Here is a 19,618-nt window from a genome sequence, read left to right on the forward strand (position 1 = left end):
GAGCTTGTCGAGACCTGGGTCTCGACAAGCTCGACCAGCGACAGCTCGACCAGCGGAGCCGTTACTCCACGCCGAGCGCCGCCACCGGGGAGGTGCGGGAGGCCGCCCGCGCCGGGAGGACCGAGGCGAGGAGCCCGGCGACCAGCGCGACGACCAGCACCGCCACGATGTCGGTCCATGGGACGGCGTACCGCACGTCGCCCATGATGGACAGGGCGGTCGCGGCCCCGGCCCAGCCGAACACCAGCCCGAGCACGACGCCGAGCACGGCGCCGACCCCGGCGATGAGCATGCCCTCGACGGCCAGCATGCCGCGCAGCTGCTCCTTGCTCAGCCCGATCGCCCGCAGGGTCGCGGACTCGCGGGTGCGCTCGATGACTGACAGGGACAGCGTGTTGGTCACGCCGATCAGGGCGATCACGACGGCCACGGCGAGCAGGCCCACCACGATGCCGAGGATCACGTCCACGACCTGGCGGAACTGCGCGGCCTGCGCCGCCGGGCCCATGACGAACGCGTCGCCGTCGACCTGCGCGGCGGCGTCCTGGACGTCGGTCAGCACGGCGGCGGCCTCGGCGCCCGAGATCTGCGCCCAGATGTCGGTCCAGGCGTTCCCGGGGGTCTCCAGGTCGACGACGCGGGCGAGGTCCCCGGTCGTCACCGTGCGGTTGAGCGCCTCGGAGCCCGTGATGACGACGGTCAGGTCGACCTCGCCCTCGGGCCCGACGACGGAGGCGGTGTCGCCCGCGCCGAGGGACAGCGAGTCGGCGGCCTCCTCCGTCAGCAGGATCGACCCCTCGGTCAGCAGTGCCGCCTCCTCGGGCACGTTGACGACGTCGGCCAGGTCGCCCGGGTCGGCGGCCACGACGCCGGTGTCCTCCACGCCCTCCAGCGTGACCGGCGCCTGGGTTACGAGGGCCGTGGCGCCCACGCCCTCGGTGTCTGCGACGGCGGCCCGCATGTCGTCGATGTACTCCGGCGCGGACGTCGACACGCTCACGTCGTACGGGAAGGACTCGTCGAGCAGGCTGTCCGCCGAGATGCGGGCGCTAGCCGCGCCGGTGGACATCATGGTGACCAGCGTGACGCCGATGAGCAGCGCCGTGGAGGTGGCCGCCGTCCGGCGCGGGTTGCGCAGGGTGTTCGCCACCGCCAGGCGCGACGCCGGGCCGCTCCGGGCCACGAGCGAGCCCAGGCCGGCCGCGACGCGCGGCAGCCAGAGCACCGCGCTGAGTACGACGCCGAAGAACGCCAGCGCGCCGCCGCCGACGGCCGCGACGAGGCCGAACTGCGGGGAGCCGGCGGTGCCCAGGGCGACGCCGACGCCGAGCAGCCCGAAGCCGCCCACGAGGCACAGGATCGAGATGACCAGGCGGGCGCGGCCCGCACGGGCACGCAGCGTCGGCGCGTCGGCCGGGCGCAGCGCGGCGAGCGGGGCCACGCGGGTCGCCGAGCGGGCCGGGGCGAGCGCGGCCAGCACCGTCACGAGGGTGCCGACGGCCAGCGGCAGCACGACCGACTGCCAGGTCAGGGTGATCGCCGACGGGATCGGCACGCCGAGGTCGAACGCCGGCGCCACCAGCAGCGCGACCTGGGCCAGCACGGCGCCCGTCACGATGCCGACGGCCGAGGCGACCGCGCCGAGGATGGCGGCCTCCAGCAGGACGCTCCGGTAGAGCTGGCCGGTCCCGGCGCCGATGCAGCGCAGCAGGGCGAGCGTCCGGGTGCGCTGGGCGACGAGCACCTGGAACGTGTTGGTGATGACCATGGCCGCGATGAGCAGCGCGATGGCGGCGAAGGTCAGCACGAAGACGAGGAAGACGAGGTCCTGTCCGCCGGTCTGCGCGGCGGTCTGCTCGGTGGCGACCTCCTCGACGGTCTGGACGGACACGTCGGCGGGGGCGTCGGCGGTGGCCGTCCGGATCGCGTCGTCCACCGCGGCGGGCACGGCGGCGCCGTCCAGCGGGGTGCCGAGCGTGACGACCAGCTCCCGGACCGGGTTGGGCCAGGGCTCCTCCGCGTTCCAGGCGTCGAGCGTGGCGGCCGGGACCGCGGCGGCCCCGCCGTAGATCGAGAAGGCGCCGTACGGGTCGGCCAGCAGGCCGGTCACGGTCAGCGTCTCGGTGACGTCCTCGGGGTCGCCCAGCTCCTCGGCGGGGTCCATGGCCTCGCTGTCGGCCCAGCCCTCGGGGTACAGGGTGCGACCGAGCGTCACGGTGTCGCCCAGGCCGACCTCCAGGCGGTCGGCGACCTCGGGGGTCAGCGCCACCTCGTCGTCGGCGGCGGGCCAGGCGCCGTCGGTCAGCTCCAGCGGGGAGAGCCGCGGGTCGGCGGGGACCGGCGCGAACGTCTGGTAGCCGCCCCGGCCGCCGTTGCGCAGGTCGCCCGACCAGCTCGTGACGGGCTGGACCGTCTCGACGCCGTCCACGTCCGCGACGGCGGCGACGTCGTCGGCGGAGAAGGAGGCGTCGGTCATGTCGTCGAGCGAGACGACGACGTCGGCGCGCGCGTACTCGGCGGCGACCATGTCATGGGTGGTGCCCTGGATGACGCTGCCGGCGAGCAGGGTCACGGTGACGAACGCGGTGCTGATCAGGATCGCGACACCGGCGGCGGCGAGCCGGCCGGTGCTGCGGCGCATCTGCCCCAGGGTGAGGCGTGCGGTGGGGAAGGAGGTCGACATCACGCACCCGTCCGGGCGGCGTTGCCGGCGGGGCCGGTGGTGACGGCGGGCTTGAGGGTGCGCAGGGCGTCCAGGCCGGCCATCGCGGACTCCGGCGTCGGGTCGCTGATGTCGCCGGCGATGCGGCCGTCCGCGATCAGGACCACCCGGTCGGCGTAGGCGGCGGCCGACGGGTCGTGGGTGACCATGATGATCGTGCGGCCCAGCTCACGCACGGAGCGGCGCAGGAAGGACAGGACCTCGGCGCCGGAGCGGGAGTCGAGGTTGCCGGTCGGCTCGTCGGCGAACACGACGTCGGGCTGCGCGATCAGCGCACGCGCGATCGCGACACGCTGCTGCTGCCCACCCGAGAGCTCACCGGGGCGGTGCGTGAGGCGGCCGGTCAGACCCAGGGTCTCGACCAGGGTGTCCAGCCACGCCTTGTCCAGGGTGGCGCCGGCGAGCTCGACGGGCAGGGTGATGTTCTGCTCCGCGGTGAACATCGGCAGCAGGTTGAACTGCTGGAACACGAACCCGATCCGGTCGCGGCGCAGCTTCGTCAGGGACTTGTCGTTCAGGCCGGTGATCTCGGTCTGCCCGAGGAACGCCTGACCGCTGGTCGCGGAGTCCAGACCCGCCAGCAGGTGCATCAGGGTCGACTTGCCCGAACCGGACGGGCCCATGATCGCGGTGAACTTGCCCTGCTCGAAGTCGACGTCCACGCCGTCCAGGGCGCGCACGATCGCCTCACCCTTGCCGTACGTCTTGGTCAGCGAACGGGCGCGCACTGCGGGCGACGACCCGGGCGTATACACGGTGGTGTCCATGGGAAGGACGCTACGGACCGGCGGCCACCGCGGCGTCCTGCCCCAGGCTGGTCTTGGTGTGCCCCTGGGTCATACCCAGGTCGTACGCCCGGGTCAGGGTCGTTCGTCCAGGTCGTGCGCCTGCTCAGGCGTCCCAGGCGATCGTGAACTCGTCGAGGTTGATCTTGCCGTCCTCGTCGTGGTCGGCCTTGCCGAAGATCTGGTCGAGGTCCTTGTCGGTGGTCTCCTCGCCGCGCGTGGCCATCGCCCGGCGGAACTCGTCCGCGGTGATGTGGCCGTCGCCGTCGGCGTCGAACTCGACGAAGGTGCGGGTCAGCTCGTCGTTGGCAGCCATGGTGATACCTCGCGATGTCGGAAACAATTCGTGGAGTATGCAACCACATATCGGTTTGGCCGGTTGTGGAATTGATGGTCCGTAAGTCCGATACGGTGCGGCGTGCTGCCCGTCGACACCGGAGGACCAGACCATGAGGTTGTACGCGGCCGCTCCGGCCAGGGGCGCACGTCAGGCGCTCGGTGACCTGCTGCTGCTCGCGTGGACCGCGGGCTGGGCGTGGGCCGGGCGCGAGGTCTGGACCGCGACCATGAAGCTGGGCGAGCCCGGCCTCGCGACGGCGTCGGCGGCCGACGAGATGGCCGGCCGGTTCCACGACGTCGAGGGCCGGATCGACGGCATCCCGGGCGTGGGCGACGACCTCGCCGCGCCGTTCAGCGGCGCCGCGTCCGCCGCGGAGAACCTGGCCGAGGCCGGCCGCTCCCAGGCCGAGACCGTCGCCGACGTCGCGCTGCTCGCCGGGCTCGCCGTGTTCCTGGTGCCCGTGCTGCTGCTCGCCGTGCTGTACGTGCCGCTGCGGATCCGGTTCATCCGGCGGGCGAGCGCGGGCCGGCGCATGCTCGGAGCCGACCCCGCGCTGCTCGCGCTGCGGGCCCTGACGAACCAGCCGCTGCGGGCCCTGAACAAGGTCTCCGACGACCCGATGGGCGCGTGGCGGGACGGCGACCCCGAGGTCGTGCGCCGGCTGGCCGACCTGGAGCTGCGCTCCTTGGGGCTGCGCCGGTAGCCGGACGGCGCCGTCGCCTCGGCGCGGCGCCTGGATAGGGTTGCCGCGTGGATCACTCAGCGGCTCAAGGCGTCCGACGTGTCGACTTCCTCCCCTGGGAGTACGACCCCGCCTCGGCGGAGGGTGCGGCGCAGACGGCGCGCCAGCGCGAGCTTGCCGACGCCGGGGCCGTGCTCGGCGACGGCGTCTTCGTCGCCCCGAACGCCGCCGTGTACTGCGACCGGCTCGCCCTCGGCGACCGCACCTACGTCGCCGCGCTCGCCTACCTCTCGGGCGACCTGACGATCGGCGCGGACTGCTCGGTCAACCCGTTCGCCGTCGTCCGCGGCGAGATCCGGATGGGCGACGGCGTCCGCATCGGCGCGCACAGCTCGATCCTCGGGTTCAACCACCAGATGGCGAACGACCGCCCGGTCTTCCAGCAGGACACCTGGAGCAAGGGCATCACGATCGGCGACGACGTGTGGATCGGCTCGAACGCCACGATCCTCGACGGCGTGACCGTGGGCGACCACGTCGTCATCGCGGCCGCCGCCGTCGTCACCAAGGACGTGCCCGACTGGGCCGTCGTCGCCGGCAACCCCGCCCGCGTCCTGCGCGACCGCCGCGCGGAGACGAAGGGCGCGCCCGCCCCCGACCTCGGCGCCCGCCTGGCCGCCTTCGGCGACCGGGCCCGCGCCCAGGCGGCCGACGTGCTGGCCCGCTGCTTCGAGGACGGCCGGTTCGTGGACCGGCCCTCCGCCGCCGCGGGCCCGCTCGCGCCCGCCGTGCGCCCGTGGGCGGACGCCGTCGAGATCGCGGACCTGCTGCTCGGGACGACGCCGCCCGGGTTCGACGCCGCCGACCTGGTCCGGCGGCTCACCGCCCGCCAGGACCCCGCGACCGGGCTGATCCCGGACGGAGACCTCTCTGACGACGGGTTGGCTCGGCCGTTCGTCCCGGGCGAGCCGCTCTCGCCCACGGACGGCGACGCCGCCTACCACGTGCTCAGCGTCGGCTACGCCGTCCGGCTGCTCGGGGCGCGGCTGCCGCACCCGGTCCGCGCGGTGCACGCGCTGGGCGACCGCGACGTCGTCGGCGCCCTGGAATCGCGCGACTGGGGCGCCCAGGCCTGGGGGAGCGGAGCCGCCGTCGACTCCCTGGCCACGGCTTGCGCCCTGAACATCGCGGACTTCGGCGACGAGCTGCCCGACGGCGGCGTCGGCCCCCTGTACGGCCTGCTCGGCTGGCTGACGGCGAAGGCAGACCCCGCCACGGGCCTGTGGGGCGCGCCCCAGCCCGCGCCGCGCTGGCTCCAGGCCGTCAACGGGTTCTACCGCCTGACCCGTGGCTCGTACGCCCAGCTCGGCCTGCCGCTGCCGTACCCCGAGGCCGCGGTCGACACGGTGCTGGAGCACGCGGCCGACCCCGTGCTCGCGACCCCCGACGGCTGGACCGCCTGCAACGTGCTCGACATCGTGCACCCGCTCTGGCTCGCGGCGAAGCAGACCGCGCACCGGCGCGCCGAGGGCGAGGCCTGGGCGCGCGAGCAGCTCGACCGGGCGCTGGAGACCTGGTCGGAGGGCGCGGGCATCGCGTTCGCGCCGCGCGGCGACGGGCCCGACGGCGTCCCCGGGCTGCAGGGCACCGAGATGTGGCTGAGCATCGTCTGGTACCTGGCCGACTACCTCGGCGTCGCCGACTCGCTCGGTTACCGGCCGCGCGGCGTCCACGCCCCGGAGCCGCTGGTGCGGCTGGCGCCGGTCGCGGGGACGCGCTGACCTGTCGCAGGCTGGGTCCGGGTCCGGCCGCCGCACGATCGTCCATGTGCGGCGTCGATCCGTGCATGTCGTCGCGGGGCGGGGCTTCGTAGGGTCGGCTGCGTGAGCCACCTCCCAGCACAGCCGACCGTCCGCCACCTTCGCGTCCCGGCCGCGCCGCCCGTGCAGCCGGCGCCCCTGGAGATGGGCGACCCCGCGGGCACGCCGGACGCCGTCCGCCTCACGAGCCGGTACCTGGAGCGCGACGGTCGGCCCTGGTTCCCCGTCATGGGGGAGTACCACTTCAGCCGCGACCGCCCCGAGCGGTGGGAGGCCGAGCTGCGCACGATGCGGTCCGGCGGCGTCACGGTGGTCGCGACGTACCTGCTGTGGATCGTGCACGAGGAGGTGCGCGGGCACGTGCGCTGGGACGGGGCGCGCGACCTGCGCCGGTTCGTGCTGACCGCGGCCCGGGCGGGCCTCGACGTCGTCCTCCGGATCGGTCCCTGGGCCCACGGCGAGACGCGCAACGGCGGCTTCCCGGACTGGCTCCAGGCGCTGCCCGTCGCGCACCGCACGAACGACCCCGCCTACGTGGACCTCGCCCGCGGCTGGTACGCCGCGATCGGGGACCAGGTGCGCGACCTCACGCGCGGCCCCGGGCGCCCCGACGCGCCCGTGATCGGCATCCAGGTCGACAACGAGCTCTACGACCAGCCCGACCACCTCGCCACGCTGCGCGACCTCGCCGAGGACGCCGGCCTGCGCGCGCCCCTGTGGCTCGCGACCGGCTGGGGCGGCGCCCGGCTCCCGGAGAACCGCGTGCTGCCGGTGTACGCGGGCTACTCCGACGGCTTCTGGGAGGAGTCGACCACCGGCTGGCCCGCCTTCGGGGCGCTGCACTACACGTTCAGCACCGTGCGCGACGACCTCACCGTCGGCGCCGACCTGCGCGACGGCCCGGTCACGGGCGAGGCGGCCGACGGTGCCGACGACCCGTGGCCGTTCGCCACCTGCGAGCTGGGCGGCGGCATGCAGGTCGCCTACCACCGGCGCCCCCACGTGGACGCCGACGACGTCGCCGCGCTCGCCCTGACCAAGCTCGGCAGCGGGTCGGCCTGGCAGGGCTACTACCTCTACCACGGGGCCACCCAGGTGCTCGGCGAGCTCTCCACCACGCAGGAGTCGCACGCGACCGGCTACCCCAACGACCTGCCGGTGCGCGACTACGACTTCTGGGCGCCGGTCGGCGCTGCGGGCCAGCAGCGCCCGCACTACCACCGGCTGCGCCGCCAGCACCTGTTCCTGGCGGAGTTCGGGCCGGACCTCGCGGCCTACCCGGTGGTGCTGCCGGGCGGTCTTGAGGGTTCCGGCGCGGGCGACGTGCGCTGGTCCGTCCGGGGCGACGTCGAGCGCGGCTACCTCTTCGTCAACAACCACCAGCCGGCGCTCGCCCCGCTGCCCGACGTCGCGGACGTGCGCTTCGACGTCGACCTCGGCCCGCACCGTGTCACCGTGCCGACGGCGCCCTGCACGCTGCGCTCCGGGGTGTCCGCGGCGTGGCCGCTGCGCCAGCGGTTCGGGGCCGTGCCCGCGCTCACCGTGCCCGCGCAGCCGATCACGCGGCTCGACACCGCCGACGGCCCGGTCTTCCTGTTCGCGACCACGGACGGCGTCGACGTCGAGCTGCAGATCGAGGGGGTCGATCCCGCGGACATCGGGGGCGTCGAGGTGCTCCGGACGCAGGCGCCGGCGCCCGAGGCGCCCGGTGCCGGTGTCCGCGTCGTCGCCGCGCCGACGGCCGCGCCGGGGCTCGCCGCCGAGGTCGTCGTCGGGGACACGACCCTGGTGTTCCTGCCGCCGACCCTCGCTGACACCGTGTGGCAGGGCATGATCGACGGGCGCGAGTCCGTCGTGCTGTGGGACGGGAGCGGGTACTTCGACGGCGAGGCCTTCCGCCTCGTGCCGCACGCCGAGGACCGCACCGTCGACGTCCTGCCCGCGCTGACCGCGGGCAGATACGCGCGGGTCCCGGGGGAGGGCAGCCGCTTCGCGCGGTACACCGTCCCTGGCGAGGACACGTCCCGGCCGGTCGCCGTACCCCGGTTCGACGCCGCGGCCGTCGCGCCGGTGCGTACGGACGGCAGCGCGGGCCGGCTGTCCGCCGCGGACGACGCCGACTTCGCGGCGCTCGTCCCCGTCCAGGTGCCGGTGCCCGACGACGTCTTCGACGGCGCTGAGCGGGTGCTGCTGAGCCTCGACTGGACGGGCGACGTGATGCGCGTCCACGCCGGCGACCGGCTGATCGCGGACCAGTTCTGGTCCGGCCGCCGGTTCGACGTTGACCTCGCGCCGTACCGCGCCGAGATCCGCGCGCACGGCCTGTGGCTGCGGGCGTTCGCCTGGTCGCCGTCGTCGGGCGTGTACGTGGACCCGCGGGTGCGTCCGACGTCGGACGAACCGCTGCTGGAGGTGCGGACGGCGTCGCTGACCGCGATCCGCCCCCGCCCCCTGCCCTGACCCCTTCGTTGAGTGCGGGCTATTCGTTGCACAACGACCGTTGGTTCAACGAATAGCCCGCACTCAACGAAGGGTCAGGAGTTGCTCTGGACGGACGCGATCGCGATGGCCGCGCTCGAGGTGGCGATCGCGATGGTGGTCCGCAGGACCGCCTCGCCGGCCGCCGAGGCACCCCAGTCGCCCTGCTCCAGCTCCTTGCCCCGCGTGTAGACGGCGCCGGACCAGGGGATGTCGCTGTTCAGGACGGGCAGGCTGCCGCTGGCGGAGAGCAGGGCCCCGAGCACCGCGGTGCGGGGGTCCGGCTCGGCGCCGTCGGTCAGCACGGGGCGGACGGCGGCGAGGAGCTCCGCCCGGCGGGGCGTGCCGCCGTCGGTCAGGGCCGTGGTGGGGATGAACCCGAGCGCCTTGCGCTTCTCGCGGCCGACGTGGCCGCGCTCGACGAGCCGGTCGAGCAGCGGCTCGCGCAGGTAGGGCCCCACCTCGGCGAGGAAGGTCTGCGAGCCGCGCGGCTTCTGGACGAGCAGGTCCCAGCGCTCGCGCAGCAGCGGGTCGGCGGGCGGGCTGCCGGCGTTCGCGGTGATCTTGGGCCCGGTCAGGCCGGGCTTGCTGTCGATCTCGACGTGGTCGCCCACTGCGAGCTCGGTCAGCACCGCACCCGCCAGCGTGTAGAAGAGGGTGTTCTCGCCGGCGATGGTGCCGGACCGGGGGTCGAACAGCAGCAGGAGCAGGTCCTCGGCGATGAGCGAGGTGTCGGGCGTGGTCGGTGCGGTCAACGTCTCGTCCGTTCGTCGGGGGTGGTCAGGATCGTCGGGATGGTCGGCGTCGTCAGGATCGGGGGCCCCGGCCGACGACGAGCGCCTCGTCGTCGAGCCGGTCGTCAGTCTGTCCGGTGACGATCAGATGCGCGCGGTAGAGCACCTCGAGCTGGGCCGGGTGGTACAGCTCGCGCAGCGCCTGCACGACGGCGCTCTCCATCACGTCGGGGCCGTGCAGCGAGTGCGACGCGGGCTCGGCCAGCGCGGGGTAGGCGGTGAGCTGCTGCTCCATCAGGGGCGCGATCCGCTCGGCGAGGGCCTGCCGGGTGGCCCGGTCGGCGTCGGCGGGCAGCGTCTGGAACTGGTCGTCCGCCTCCGTCGGCGGCTGCTCGTTCATCATCGTGCGCAGGGCGTCCATGGCGTCGTCGTCGAACACCTGGGCGTAGATCATCAGCATCGAGCGGTCCACGTCGGCGAGGTCGCGCGCGACGGCGCTGAACCCCGCGGGCAGGTCGGCCGGCGCGCGGTGGCGCAGGATGACCGCGAGCTCCGCCCGCACCCGCTGCAGCCGGCTGATCGTCGCCTCCAGCTCGGCGTCGAGCACGCGGAGGGCCTCGTCGGGCTCCTGGTCGGCGCGGCCCATCGTGGCGATCTGCGCGAGCGGCACGCCGAGGTCGCTCAGCCGCTTGATCTGCAGCAGCCGCACGAGGTGGGCGGTCTCGTACTGCTTGTAGCCGTTCGGCTTGCGCGCGGGCTCGTCCAGCAGACCGATCTCGTGGTAGTGCCGGACGGCCTTGATCGTCGTGCCCGCGATCTCCGCGAGCTGGCGCGTGCTCCAGGCCACTGTCGGCTCCTCTCGTCCGCCGGCGGACCGCCGACGAACGACAGTTCAAACTATGTCCTTGGGACACAGTCAAGCCGGGTCGAGAGCGTGCCGCCGCGGCGCGAGGTGCCCGGTCCCCTTCGAGACCGACGTTTCTTCGCTTTGCGTACCGTCAGAGCGAAGAAACGTCGGTCTCGAAGGGGAGTCCCGTTCGCGGGTTGCGGGGCCGACGGCGTCTGGTCGGACGGCGCTAGGCCGACGGCGTCAGGCCGGCCGGGCCCTGGGGGACCGTCAGAACTGGCCGGGCACGTAGTCCCCGGCGGGCTGCCGGTTGATGACGTTGATCCGGTTGTACGCGTTGATGAGCGCGATCAGGGAGATCAGCGCGGCGAGCTGGTCGTCGTCGTAGTGCGCGGCGGCCCGCTCCCAGGTCGCCTCCGGGACGCCGCCCGCGGCGTCGGCCAGCCGCGTGCCCTCCTCGGCGAGCTCCAGCGCGGCCCGCTCCGGCTCGGTGAACACGGTCGCCTCCCGCCAGGCCGCGACCAGGTTCAGCCGGAGCTGGGTCTCGCCCGCGGCGGCGGCGTCCTTGGTGTGCATGTCGGTGCAGAACCCGCAGCCGTTGATCTGGCTGGCCCGGATCTTCACGAGCTCCTGGGTGACGGCGGGCAGCGTCGAGTCCACGATCAGCTTGTTCGCGGAGTTGAGGTGCCGCAGGACCTTTCCGGCGAGGGGGTTGCCGAAGTAGTCGATCCTGGCGTCCATGTGGGTGTCCTCCTAGGTCAGGGTTGCGGCCCGCGTCGCGGGCCCGCACACCTGACCGGAACCACCCCGAAAACGTGACCGACCCCCCCGGTGCCGCCCCACCGGGACCGACCCTTTCCCTTTGAGACCTAGGTTTCTTCGCTTTGCGGCGCCCCAGAGCGAAGAAACCTAGGTCTCGAAGGAGAGGGGAGGGCCGGCCCTGTCTGCCCGTGGCGAATCCAGTTCCCGCCGCGCCTGTCGCGCGGTGTGATGGACCCATGGACGATTCCGAGGCGCTGGACGCCTACTCGGCGTCGATCGTGCGCGTCGTCGACGCCGTCCTGCCGTCGGTCGCGGCGGTGTCGGTGCGGACGGCGCGCGGCGCCGGGGCTGGGAGCGCCTCGGTGATCCCGGGCGACCGGCTGCTGCTCACGAGCGCGCACGTCGTGGAGTCGGCCACGGATGTGCGGGCCGCCTTCTCCGACGGCTCGGAGGTCGGAGCGCGCGTCGTCGGCCGCGACCCGCTCTCCGACCTGGCCGTGCTCCGGGCCGACGACGACGTGCCACCCGCCCTCACGCTCGGCGACGCCGCGGGCCTACGCGTCGGTCAGCTCGTCGTCGCCGTCGGCAACCCGCTCGGGCTCGCGGGCAGCGTCACGGCCGGGATCGTGTCCGCGCTAGGCCGCTCCCTGCCGACCGGGGCCGGCCGGATCATCGACGAGGTGGTGCAGACCGACGCCGCGCTCAACCCCGGCAACAGCGGCGGCGCGCTCGCGGACACGGCCGGCCGGCTCGTCGGCGTCAGCACCGCCGTCGCGGGCATCGGCCTGGGCCTGGCGGTGCCGATCAACACCACGACCCGGGCGATCATCGCCACGCTGGTCAACACCGGCCGGGTGCGGCGGGCATGGCTCGGCATCGCGGGCACGCAGGTGGTGCTGCCCGAACCGGTCGCGGAGCGGATCGGCTCCCGCACCGGCATGCAGGTGGCGCAGGTCATCGCGCGCTCGCCGGCCGACCTCGCGGGCATCCGCCGCGGCGACATCCTCGTGGCGATCGACGGCGCCACCGTCGTGACGACGACGGCCGTGCAGCGCCTCATGGTCGGCGACGCCATCGGCCGGCGCACCGAGGTGACGGTCTGGCGCAACGGCGCCCTCGTCGACGCGGTGGTGCTCCCGCAGGAGCTGGTCACCGCGCCGTGAGGACGCCGTCGTCACACGGCCGCGTCCACCAGCAGCCGCGCGAGCTCGGCCGGGCGCGTGAACATGGGCCAGTGCCCCGAGTCGAGGTCGACCAGCTCGACCTGCTTGGCCCGCGCGAGCTCCGGCACGTCGCCCGCGTCGATCCACTCCTGGGCCTGGGCGGGCGAGAACTCCGGGCACACCACCACGACCGGCACGCCGAACCGGCGCTCGTCGGACAGGTGCACCACGCCCTTCGCGACGCCCTCAGGGACCGGCACGGCCCGGGCGGCCACCGCGGCCTTGGTCTCGTCGTCCAGGTCGTCGGAGTCGGGCCCCGCGAACGGTTCCCAGCCGGGGAACGGCATGACGCCGTCCACGATCGGGAACAGGTCGGCGTACGACTTGCCGTCGTCCCACGGGAACCCGCCGATCAGCACGACGCCCGCCACCGCCTCCGGCCGTGCGTCGGCCGCCAGCCAGGCCAGCGTGCACGCCGCGGAGTGCCCCACGACCAGCGGCTTGCCCGACGCCGCGTCCACGGCCGCGAGCACCGTGGCGACCTGGTCGTCCAGCGTGACGCCCGTGCGGCCGTCGCCCTGGCCGGGCAGCGTGACCGGCACCGGCCGGTGGCCCAGCGCCTCGATCTGGGGGACGACGTCGTCCCAGGCCGAACCGTCGAGCCAGAGGCCACCGATGAGCAGGATGTCCATGATTCTCGTCTCCCGTACTCGAGCTGTTTCCCGTACACGCCTACGGTAGGACCGATTCCGGACGATCCGCTTCCGGATCAAAATTCCCGCGCGGCACCGATGACTTTGCCGCGACACTCCCGTCCATCCCCGTAGAAACGCCCGCAGCAGGCCGCCGCGCGGCCGCCACGACAGGAGAACCACCCATGCGCACCATCGTCGCCACGCACTTCGTCTCGCTCGACGGCAAGGTCGACCCGACCGGAGGCGACCCCGAGCTGCACAACACCGAGTGGACCTTCAAGACGGTCGAGCCGGTGCAGGAGGCGTACGAGCTCAAGGCCCGGGAGCAGGAGGAGGCCGGGGCACTGCTGCTCGGCCGCGCCAGCTACCAGATGTTCGCGCCCGTCTGGCCGCAGATGGCCGAGTTCGAGCGCTACAACGCGCTGCCCAAGTACGTGGTCTCGACGACGCTCCCCGAGGACGACCTGGCCGGCGACTGGGGCGAGACCACCATCCTGCGCTCGCTCGACGACGTCGCCCGCCTCAAGGAGACCGACGGCGACGAGATCCAGGTGCACGGCAGCGTCAGCCTCACCCGGGCGCTCGCCGACGCCGGGCTGATCGACTCGTACCACCTGCTCGTCTTCCCGGTGCTGCTGGGCCAGGGCAAGCCGCTGTTCAGCGACACCGACAAGGCGGCCCAGAAGCTGCGCCTCGTCGAGCACGAGGCGTACAAGAACGGCATCCAGAAGCAGGTCTTCGACGTCGTGCGCTGACCCCGCCGGACGACGCCGGACGAACGGAGCGCCGTCCCCGTGCCAGAGGGCACGGGGACGGCGCTCACTTGCCCTGCCGGGCGGCTGCGGTCAGCTCACGTCGCCGCGCCAGGCCCCGGTCTCGACGCCGCGCGACTCGATGTACTCCTTGAACCGCGCCAGGTCACCCTGGACCCGGCGGTCGTCGAAGTTCAGCGCGTTGCCGATCTTCTCGGTCGCGCCCTCGGGGGCCCAGTCGAGCTGCACGGTCACCCGCGTCTCCACCCTGGGGTGGGCGCGGCCCACTCGCGCGCCGAGGCTCCGCGGGCGCCTAACCTGCAGGGGTGCCGTCCGAGACCAGCCCCACCGCCCGCGCGCTGCGCGCGCTGGAGATCCTGCAGACCCGCCCGGGCACGACGGCGGAGGAGCTCGGTGCGCGGCTCGGCGTCACGGAGCGGGCCGCCCGCCGGTACGTCGAGATCCTCCGCGAGGCGGACGTCCCCGTCACCTCGACCCGGGGGCCGCACGGCGGCTACCGCCTCGGGCGCGGCACCCGGCTCCCGCCGGTCACGTTCACGCAGACCGAGGCACTCGGCCTGGTCATGGCCGTGCTCGACAGCCACCCCGAGGCCGACGACCTCGTCGACACCGCCCTCGGCAAGGTGATCCGGGCGCTGCCCGAGGACGTCGGCCGCCAGGCCGCGACCCTGCGGGAGCACGCCTCCGCCGCCCCGGACCGGTACGCGGCCCGCCCCGACACGGCCGTGACCAGCGAGCTCGTCGCCGCCGTCGCGGCCCGACGACGCGTGCGGGTCACCTACCGCGGCGAGTCCGGCAGCGAGTGGGACGCCGAGGTGGACCCGTGGGCCGTCGTCGTCCGGTACGGCCGCTGGTACCTGCTGTGCCACTCGCACCGCGCCGACGCCGTGCGCACCTACCGGGTCGACCGCGTCCTCGCCGTCGAGCACACCGACCGGCCCTTCGAGCCGCCCGCCGACCTCGACCCCGTCGCGGCGCTGGAGCAGCACCTCGGCACCGGCTGGCAGTTCACCACGCGCGTCGTCTTCGAGGCCCCGCTCGCCGACGTCGCCCCCTGGGTCGGCGCGCAGATGGGCCGCCTCGAGGCGGCGGGGGAGCGGCGGTGCGTGCTGACCGGCACCACCCGCAACCCTGCGATGTACGCGCAGGAGTGGCTGGCGAGCGTGCCCTTCGCGTTCCGGGTCGAGGAGGGCCCGGAGCTCCGGGCCGCGGTGGCGACGCTGGCGGCCCGCCTGGCGGCTGCTGCGGAGGACCCTGGCAGCCCTGGGGAGTGAGATCGGTCTGTTGCGTTGAGACCGGTCGGTTGATGGACCGGTCTCGGTGCACCGGACCGATCTCGGCGGCGGGCGGCTAGAGCCGGGCCTGGCGCTGCAGGTCGCCCAGGGCCGCCGGAAGGGTTGCCAGCGCCGACAGGGCGCGGCCCTGGCACCGGTCGACGTCGTCGTCGTACGCTCGGGAGTCGTCCGTGCGCAGCCGCGCGTGGTCGCGGACGTGCTCGGCCAGGAGCAGGGCGTCGCGGTGGTCGCCGAGCACGGACTGGATCCGGTGGCCGACCTCGCCGAGGTCCTTGGCCTTGCGCCCCAGCAGCCGGACGGGCTCGCGGGTGACGGCGTCGCACGTGTGCCGCAGGCGGCGCGCGGCCTTGCGCAGCTCGTGGGCGGCTTCCGGGTCGGCGAGCCGGGGCGCGGCCTCCAGGGTGCGGGCGGCCTGACGGCGCACGGCGCGGCGGGCCGCCTTCTTGGCCGGCTGTCCCGCCCGGTCGCCGAGCCGGGGCCGCGCGGCCCACTCGGCCAGCAGCCGGTCCAGGTCGCGGCTGCGCTCCGACCGGACCCAGCGCACGGCCTCGGCGTGCGCGTGCAGGTGGGCCGTCCGCAGCGGGTCCACGAGGGCGGAGCGGGTCGCGTCGTCGAGGCCGGCGGCGTCGGCCGCCGCCGCGGCCTGCTGTGCCCGGACCTCCAGATCACGCGCCTTCCCGAGCACGTCGCCGAGCTCCTTGAGCCGGGAGCGGAGCTCCGCGGCGGCGTCCCGGTCGAGGTACCGCTTGAACGCGGCCAGCACGTTGCGCAGGCGCCGCACCGAGGTGCGCAGGCGGTGCACGGCGTCGGGCTCGTCGGCCAGCGCGGCCGGGACGCCGTCGTGGACCCGGCGCACCAGGTCGCCGACCGCGAGGGTCAGCAGCTCGCCCGCGGTCCCGGGGCGCGTCGTACCGGCGTCGGAGTTGGCGATCCCGCCAGGCTATCGCTGCGGGCGGCCATTCACCCCGGACGTGTCAGACGTACAGGTCACCCGGGTGACCTGTACGTCTGACACGTTCGGGGGTCAGGCGAACGGCCGGCGTTCGCAAGTTCAACTTGGCACATTGACCTTGCCAAGTCATGCTTGTACGATGCGAACAGAACTGGTCATCATCGACAGCGCCCGCAAGCGCGGTTATGCCGACGACGACCTTCTCCACGTGATCGCGAACGCCATTCGTGTGATCGTGCAGTCCGACGGGATGACGATGTATATCGGCCCCGACCGAGCCGGCCGCATCATGGAGGTGGGCACCATCGAGCGCAGCGGTCGAGAGATCGTCGCGCACGCCATGCGCCCGGCACGGCCGAAGTACCTCGCGGAGCAGCCGCGACGAAGCAGGAGGTGAAGCCCATGTCCGAACTCACGCCCGACGAGCTCGCCGAGATCGAGCGCCGCTTCGAGAACTTCGACGTCGACCAGGCCGAGGTGTACGACGTCGGCACCGACGAGCTCCCGCCCCAGGTGGTGCTCGTGCGCGCCATGGCGGAGCGCGAGCTCCTGATCCGGCAGGCCGACCACGTGATGCGCGACGCCGTCGGCACGGCTCGTGCGGCCAACCTCTCCTGGCACAAGATCGGCATGGTGCTCGGCACCACCGGTGAGGCGGCGCGTCAGCGCTACGCGAAGGACAGGACCGCCGCGAAGGCCACCCGCTCCAAGGGCGACGGGGACACCCGAGCGGCCAAGGGCCGCATCAGCGCCTGATCGTCAGCCCGCCCGGACGACGTCGACGCCCAGGGACTCGATCCGGTCGGCGTCGGCGTCGTCGAGCGCCAGGTCGCAGACCACCGTGTCGAGCTCGTCCAGCGACAGCACCCGGTACTTGGCGTAGCTGCCGAACTTGCCGCTGTCGGCGAGCAGCGCCGTCGTCGTCGCCGACGCCATGGCCGCGCGCTTCGCCTCGATCTTGGCCTCGACCGGCGTCGTGACGCCGTGCCGCGCGTCCCACGAGCTCGACGACAGGAACGCGATGTCGAGCGACAGCTCCGCCAGGGTCAGGGCCGCGAGCCGGCCGATCGTGGACTGGTTGTCCGGGTCCACCCGCCCGCCCACGCTGATCAGGTCCACGCTCGGGTGGTCGAGGAACGCGAGCACCGTGCTCAGGTCGTTCGACACGACCGTGAGCCCGGTGCGCTCCTCCAGGAACGGCCGCATCGCCTGCACGGTCGTGCCGGCGTCGAGGTAAACCGTCATCGAGTTGGTGACCATCTCGGCGGCCGCCCGCGCGATGGCGGTCTTCTCCGCCAGGCCGGTCACGGCCTTCTCGGCGCGCCGCGGCTCGTTCAGCAGCCGCGTCACGAGGGTCGCCCCGCCCTGCGTCGCCTTGACGCGACCCTGCTCGGCGAGCAGGGCCACGTCCCGGCGCGCGGTCATCTGGCTGATGCCGAGCAGCGCGGTGATCTGCCGGTAGCTGAGCACCTGCTCCGTGCGCAGGTGCCGCAGGATCTGCTGCCTGCGCTGCTCCGGGATCAGTGCCGTCGTCTTCGCCATCATCGCCTCCTGCGCGTCAGTTTAGGACGCCGGGGTCCATGGGCTGCGCCACCTGTCGGCCAGCTCGCGGATGCGGTCGGGTGCCAGCTCACGGCGCTCGGAACCCGCCGTGAGCAGGGCGATCCGGCACGCCTCCTCGAGCTCGGTCGCGCGGTCGACCGCCTCGTCCAGGCTCGCCCCGGCGACGACGGCGCCGTGGTTGGCCAGCAGCGCGGCGCGCAGCGGCCAGGGCGCGGCCAGCAGGTCGTCGCCCAGCGCCGGGTCGCCCGGGTGCCGGTAGGGGAGCAGCGGCGTCTGCCCCACCCGCATCACGAAGTAGGGCGTGAGCGGCGGGATCGCGTTGTGCGCTGCCCACGGCTCCAGGCACGCCAGCGCGACGGCGTGCGGGGAGTGCACGTGCACGACGGCGCGGTAGCCGTCCTCGCGCTGGTAGAACGCGGTGTGCAGCGGCGTCTCCTTGGAGAAGCGCGCGCCGCCCAGGTGGGTGCCGTCGAGCGAGACCTCGGCGATGCCGTCCGGCGTCAGCCGGCCCAGCGAGGTGCCCGTGCCGCTGATCAGGATGCGGTCGCCGTCGCGCACGCTCACGTTGCCGCTGCTGCCGGGGCTCAGGCCCGCCTCGACGAGCTGGCGGCCGGCCTCGATCAGGGCCGCCATCGGGTCGGAGGCCGGGCCGGCCGATGTGCTGGTCGCCGGGCTCGTCGCGCCGCTCGTCGTCGGCTCGGTCGCGGCGCTCATACCAGCACCTCCCACGCCTGGGTGAACAGATCCTCGCCGCCGAAGTTGCCGCTCTTGAGCGCCAAAGCGATGGTCGGGCCGGGGTCGCCGCCGGGCTCGGGGGCGGCGCTGTCCACCGCACCCGCCGCCCAGCACACGCCGGGGGCCAGCTCCGGGCCGATGTGCAGCGCGCCCACGCCGAGCGCCCGCACCACCGCCCCGCTGGACTCGCCGCCCGCGACGATCAGCGCCGTCACGAGCCCGCGCTCCACGAGCAGCCGGGCCACGCCGGCGAGCACCCGCTCGACGACGGGCGCCACCTCGACGCCGTCGAGGTGGGACCGCACGTCCGAGCGCTCGCGCGCCGCGCACACCACCGGGTGGGAGTCGGGGGACTGCTCCTCGACCCACGCGGCGAGCTCCGCGACCGTGCCCTGCTCGTCGGCGATCGCCGCGGCGATGTCGACGAGCCGCACCGGCTGCGTCCGGGCGGCGTGGGCGATCTGGGCCAGCGTCGTCGTCGACACGCTGCCGCACAGGACGGCGCCGCGCCCGGACGCGGGGGCCGACCACAGGGCGTCGGGCAGCCGGGGCCCGGGGATGCCGAGCGCCAGGCCCGAGCCGCCCGAGACCAGGACGTCGCCGGCCGTGGCCGCGCCGATCGCCACCAGGTCCTCGTCGGTGATCGCGTCGACCACCGTGTAGCGCGCGGGAGCGGCGTCGAGCGCGTCGCGGACGGCGTCCGCGCCCCGGCGCACGGCGGAGAGCGGCACCTCGCCGACGTCGTGCGGCGTCTGCGGGCGCAGCAGGTCCGCGACCCGCGAGCGCGTCATGGGCGTCAGCGGGTGGTGTCGCATCGAGGAGTTCTCCAGCAGGTCGGCGCCCACGAAGAGGTGCCCCTGGTAGACCGTGCGGCCGTTGGCCGGCAGGGACGGCACGACGACGGCGCGCTCCGCGCCCACGGCGTCCGCCACGGCGTCGAGCACCGGGCCGATGTTGCCGTCGTCGGTCGAGTCGAACGTCGAGCAGTACTTCACGTAGAAGCGGTCGGCGCCCCACGAGCGCAGGCGGGCCACCGCGTCGAGCGAGGCGTCGACGGCCTCGGCGCGGGGCGCGGTGCGGGTCTTGAGCGCGACCACGACGGCGTCGACCTCGGCGAGCTGGGCGGGGGAGAGCGTGCCGTCCTCGACCACCACGGAGACGCGGTGACCTGAGGCGCGCAGCATGGTCGCGAGGTCGGTGGCGCCGGTGAAGTCGTCGGCGATGGATCCGAGCATGATCAGATCTTCTCACATCGTGTGAGTATTTGATGCG

At 74.0% G+C, this 19,618-nt stretch carries 19 protein-coding genes and 1 pseudogene; 8 read left to right on the top strand and 12 right to left on the bottom strand.

Annotated elements, in window-relative coordinates:
* Window positions 1–61: 61 nt before the first annotated feature.
* From FHX71_RS06185 to FHX71_RS06195, 3 genes are all read right to left on the bottom strand, one after another.
* Window positions 62–2,683, bottom strand: coding sequence for an ABC transporter permease (locus FHX71_RS06185; protein WP_182614896.1), 2,622 nt, complete (start codon window positions 2,681–2,683; stop codon window positions 62–64).
* Entirely contained in the window at window positions 2,683–3,489 is an 807-nt protein-coding gene (locus tag FHX71_RS06190) for an ABC transporter ATP-binding protein (RefSeq protein WP_182614897.1), read from the bottom strand. The genes FHX71_RS06185 and FHX71_RS06190 overlap by 1 nt, the downstream gene beginning before the upstream one ends.
* Before the next feature lie 124 nt (window positions 3,490–3,613).
* Window positions 3,614–3,823 (bottom strand): EF-hand domain-containing protein, encoded by a 210-nt coding sequence (locus FHX71_RS06195; protein ID WP_182614898.1) that lies wholly within the window; start codon window positions 3,821–3,823, stop codon window positions 3,614–3,616.
* A gap of 133 nt (window positions 3,824–3,956) precedes the next feature.
* On the opposite strand from FHX71_RS06195, the gene FHX71_RS06200 reads away from it, so the two are divergent.
* The 3 genes from FHX71_RS06200 to FHX71_RS06210 all read left to right on the top strand — a co-directional run bounded on the left by FHX71_RS06200 (window position 3,957) and on the right by FHX71_RS06210 (window position 8,809).
* Window positions 3,957–4,550, top strand: coding sequence for a hypothetical protein (locus tag FHX71_RS06200; protein ID WP_182614899.1), 594 nt, complete (start codon window positions 3,957–3,959; stop codon window positions 4,548–4,550).
* 47 nt (window positions 4,551–4,597) lie between these two features.
* Complete coding sequence (locus tag FHX71_RS29675; RefSeq protein WP_182614900.1) at window positions 4,598–6,310, top strand: acyltransferase; 1,713 nt, start codon at window positions 4,598–4,600, stop codon at window positions 6,308–6,310.
* A 102-nt stretch (window positions 6,311–6,412) separates the two neighbouring features.
* Window positions 6,413–8,809: a beta-galactosidase gene (locus FHX71_RS06210; protein ID WP_182614901.1), complete on the top strand. Its 2,397-nt coding sequence runs from the start codon at window positions 6,413–6,415 to the stop codon at window positions 8,807–8,809.
* 74 nt (window positions 8,810–8,883) lie between these two features.
* Here FHX71_RS06210 and FHX71_RS06215 read toward each other — a convergent pair whose 3' ends face one another.
* From FHX71_RS06215 to FHX71_RS06225, 3 genes are all read right to left on the bottom strand, one after another.
* Window positions 8,884–9,582 carry a GOLPH3/VPS74 family protein gene (locus FHX71_RS06215; RefSeq protein WP_182614902.1) on the bottom strand — a complete coding sequence of 233 codons (699 nt, stop codon included), beginning with the start codon at window positions 9,580–9,582 and terminating at the stop codon, window positions 8,884–8,886.
* Between the two features lie 52 nt (window positions 9,583–9,634).
* Complete coding sequence (locus FHX71_RS06220) at window positions 9,635–10,408, bottom strand: MerR family transcriptional regulator (RefSeq protein ID WP_182614903.1); 774 nt, start codon at window positions 10,406–10,408, stop codon at window positions 9,635–9,637.
* 270 nt (window positions 10,409–10,678) lie between these two features.
* Complete coding sequence (locus tag FHX71_RS06225; RefSeq protein ID WP_182614904.1) at window positions 10,679–11,149, bottom strand: carboxymuconolactone decarboxylase family protein; 471 nt, start codon at window positions 11,147–11,149, stop codon at window positions 10,679–10,681.
* Window positions 11,150–11,406: 257 nt separating this feature from the next.
* Here FHX71_RS06225 and FHX71_RS06230 point away from each other — a divergent pair, with 257 nt between their 5' ends.
* Window positions 11,407–12,333 carry a S1C family serine protease gene (locus tag FHX71_RS06230; RefSeq protein WP_182614905.1) on the top strand — a complete coding sequence of 309 codons (927 nt, stop codon included), beginning with the start codon at window positions 11,407–11,409 and terminating at the stop codon, window positions 12,331–12,333.
* Between the two features lie 11 nt (window positions 12,334–12,344).
* Here the strand turns inward: FHX71_RS06230 and FHX71_RS06235 are convergent, their stop codons facing one another.
* Window positions 12,345–13,025: an alpha/beta fold hydrolase gene (locus tag FHX71_RS06235; protein ID WP_182614906.1), complete on the bottom strand. Its 681-nt coding sequence runs from the start codon at window positions 13,023–13,025 to the stop codon at window positions 12,345–12,347.
* 185 nt (window positions 13,026–13,210) lie between these two features.
* Between FHX71_RS06235 and FHX71_RS06240 the strand changes: the two genes are divergently transcribed.
* Complete coding sequence (locus FHX71_RS06240; protein ID WP_182614907.1) at window positions 13,211–13,783, top strand: dihydrofolate reductase family protein; 573 nt, start codon at window positions 13,211–13,213, stop codon at window positions 13,781–13,783.
* A gap of 90 nt (window positions 13,784–13,873) precedes the next feature.
* Here FHX71_RS06240 and FHX71_RS06245 read toward each other — a convergent pair.
* A pseudogene (locus tag FHX71_RS06245) lies at window positions 13,874–14,044 on the bottom strand (SRPBCC family protein); the annotation flags it as partial.
* A gap of 62 nt (window positions 14,045–14,106) precedes the next feature.
* Between FHX71_RS06245 and FHX71_RS06250 the strand changes: the two are divergent.
* Entirely contained in the window at window positions 14,107–15,075 is a 969-nt protein-coding gene (locus FHX71_RS06250) for a helix-turn-helix transcriptional regulator (RefSeq protein ID WP_182614908.1), read from the top strand.
* A 76-nt stretch (window positions 15,076–15,151) separates the two neighbouring features.
* Here the strand turns inward: FHX71_RS06250 and FHX71_RS06255 are convergent, their stop codons facing one another.
* Complete coding sequence (locus FHX71_RS06255) at window positions 15,152–15,952, bottom strand: CHAD domain-containing protein (protein ID WP_182614909.1); 801 nt, start codon at window positions 15,950–15,952, stop codon at window positions 15,152–15,154.
* 235 nt (window positions 15,953–16,187) lie between these two features.
* Between FHX71_RS06255 and FHX71_RS06260 the strand changes: the two genes are divergently transcribed.
* Complete coding sequence (locus FHX71_RS06260; RefSeq protein ID WP_182614910.1) at window positions 16,188–16,445, top strand: hypothetical protein; 258 nt, start codon at window positions 16,188–16,190, stop codon at window positions 16,443–16,445.
* Window positions 16,446–16,450: 5 nt separating this feature from the next.
* Window positions 16,451–16,804: a hypothetical protein gene (locus tag FHX71_RS06265; RefSeq protein WP_182614911.1), complete on the top strand. Its 354-nt coding sequence runs from the start codon at window positions 16,451–16,453 to the stop codon at window positions 16,802–16,804.
* Between the two features lie 3 nt (window positions 16,805–16,807).
* On the opposite strand, the gene FHX71_RS06270 is transcribed toward FHX71_RS06265, so the two are convergent.
* Genes FHX71_RS06270 through otnK form a run of 3 tightly spaced genes read right to left on the bottom strand, consistent with a single transcriptional unit; the run spans window position 16,808 to window position 19,581 of the window.
* Window positions 16,808–17,590, bottom strand: a complete 783-nt coding sequence (locus tag FHX71_RS06270; protein WP_182614912.1) for a DeoR/GlpR family DNA-binding transcription regulator — start codon at window positions 17,588–17,590, stop codon at window positions 16,808–16,810.
* A gap of 21 nt (window positions 17,591–17,611) precedes the next feature.
* Entirely contained in the window at window positions 17,612–18,325 is a 714-nt protein-coding gene (locus tag FHX71_RS06275; RefSeq protein WP_246402267.1) for a class II aldolase/adducin family protein, read from the bottom strand.
* A complete protein-coding gene (gene otnK / locus FHX71_RS06280; RefSeq protein ID WP_220489524.1) occupies window positions 18,322–19,581 on the bottom strand; it encodes a 3-oxo-tetronate kinase in 1,260 nt (419 codons plus the stop codon). The genes FHX71_RS06275 and otnK overlap by 4 nt, the downstream gene beginning before the upstream one ends.
* Window positions 19,582–19,618 lie beyond the last annotated feature (37 nt).

The organism is Promicromonospora sukumoe, from assembly GCF_014137995.1.
GTDB classification, from domain to species: domain Bacteria; phylum Actinomycetota; class Actinomycetes; order Actinomycetales; family Cellulomonadaceae; genus Promicromonospora; species Promicromonospora sukumoe.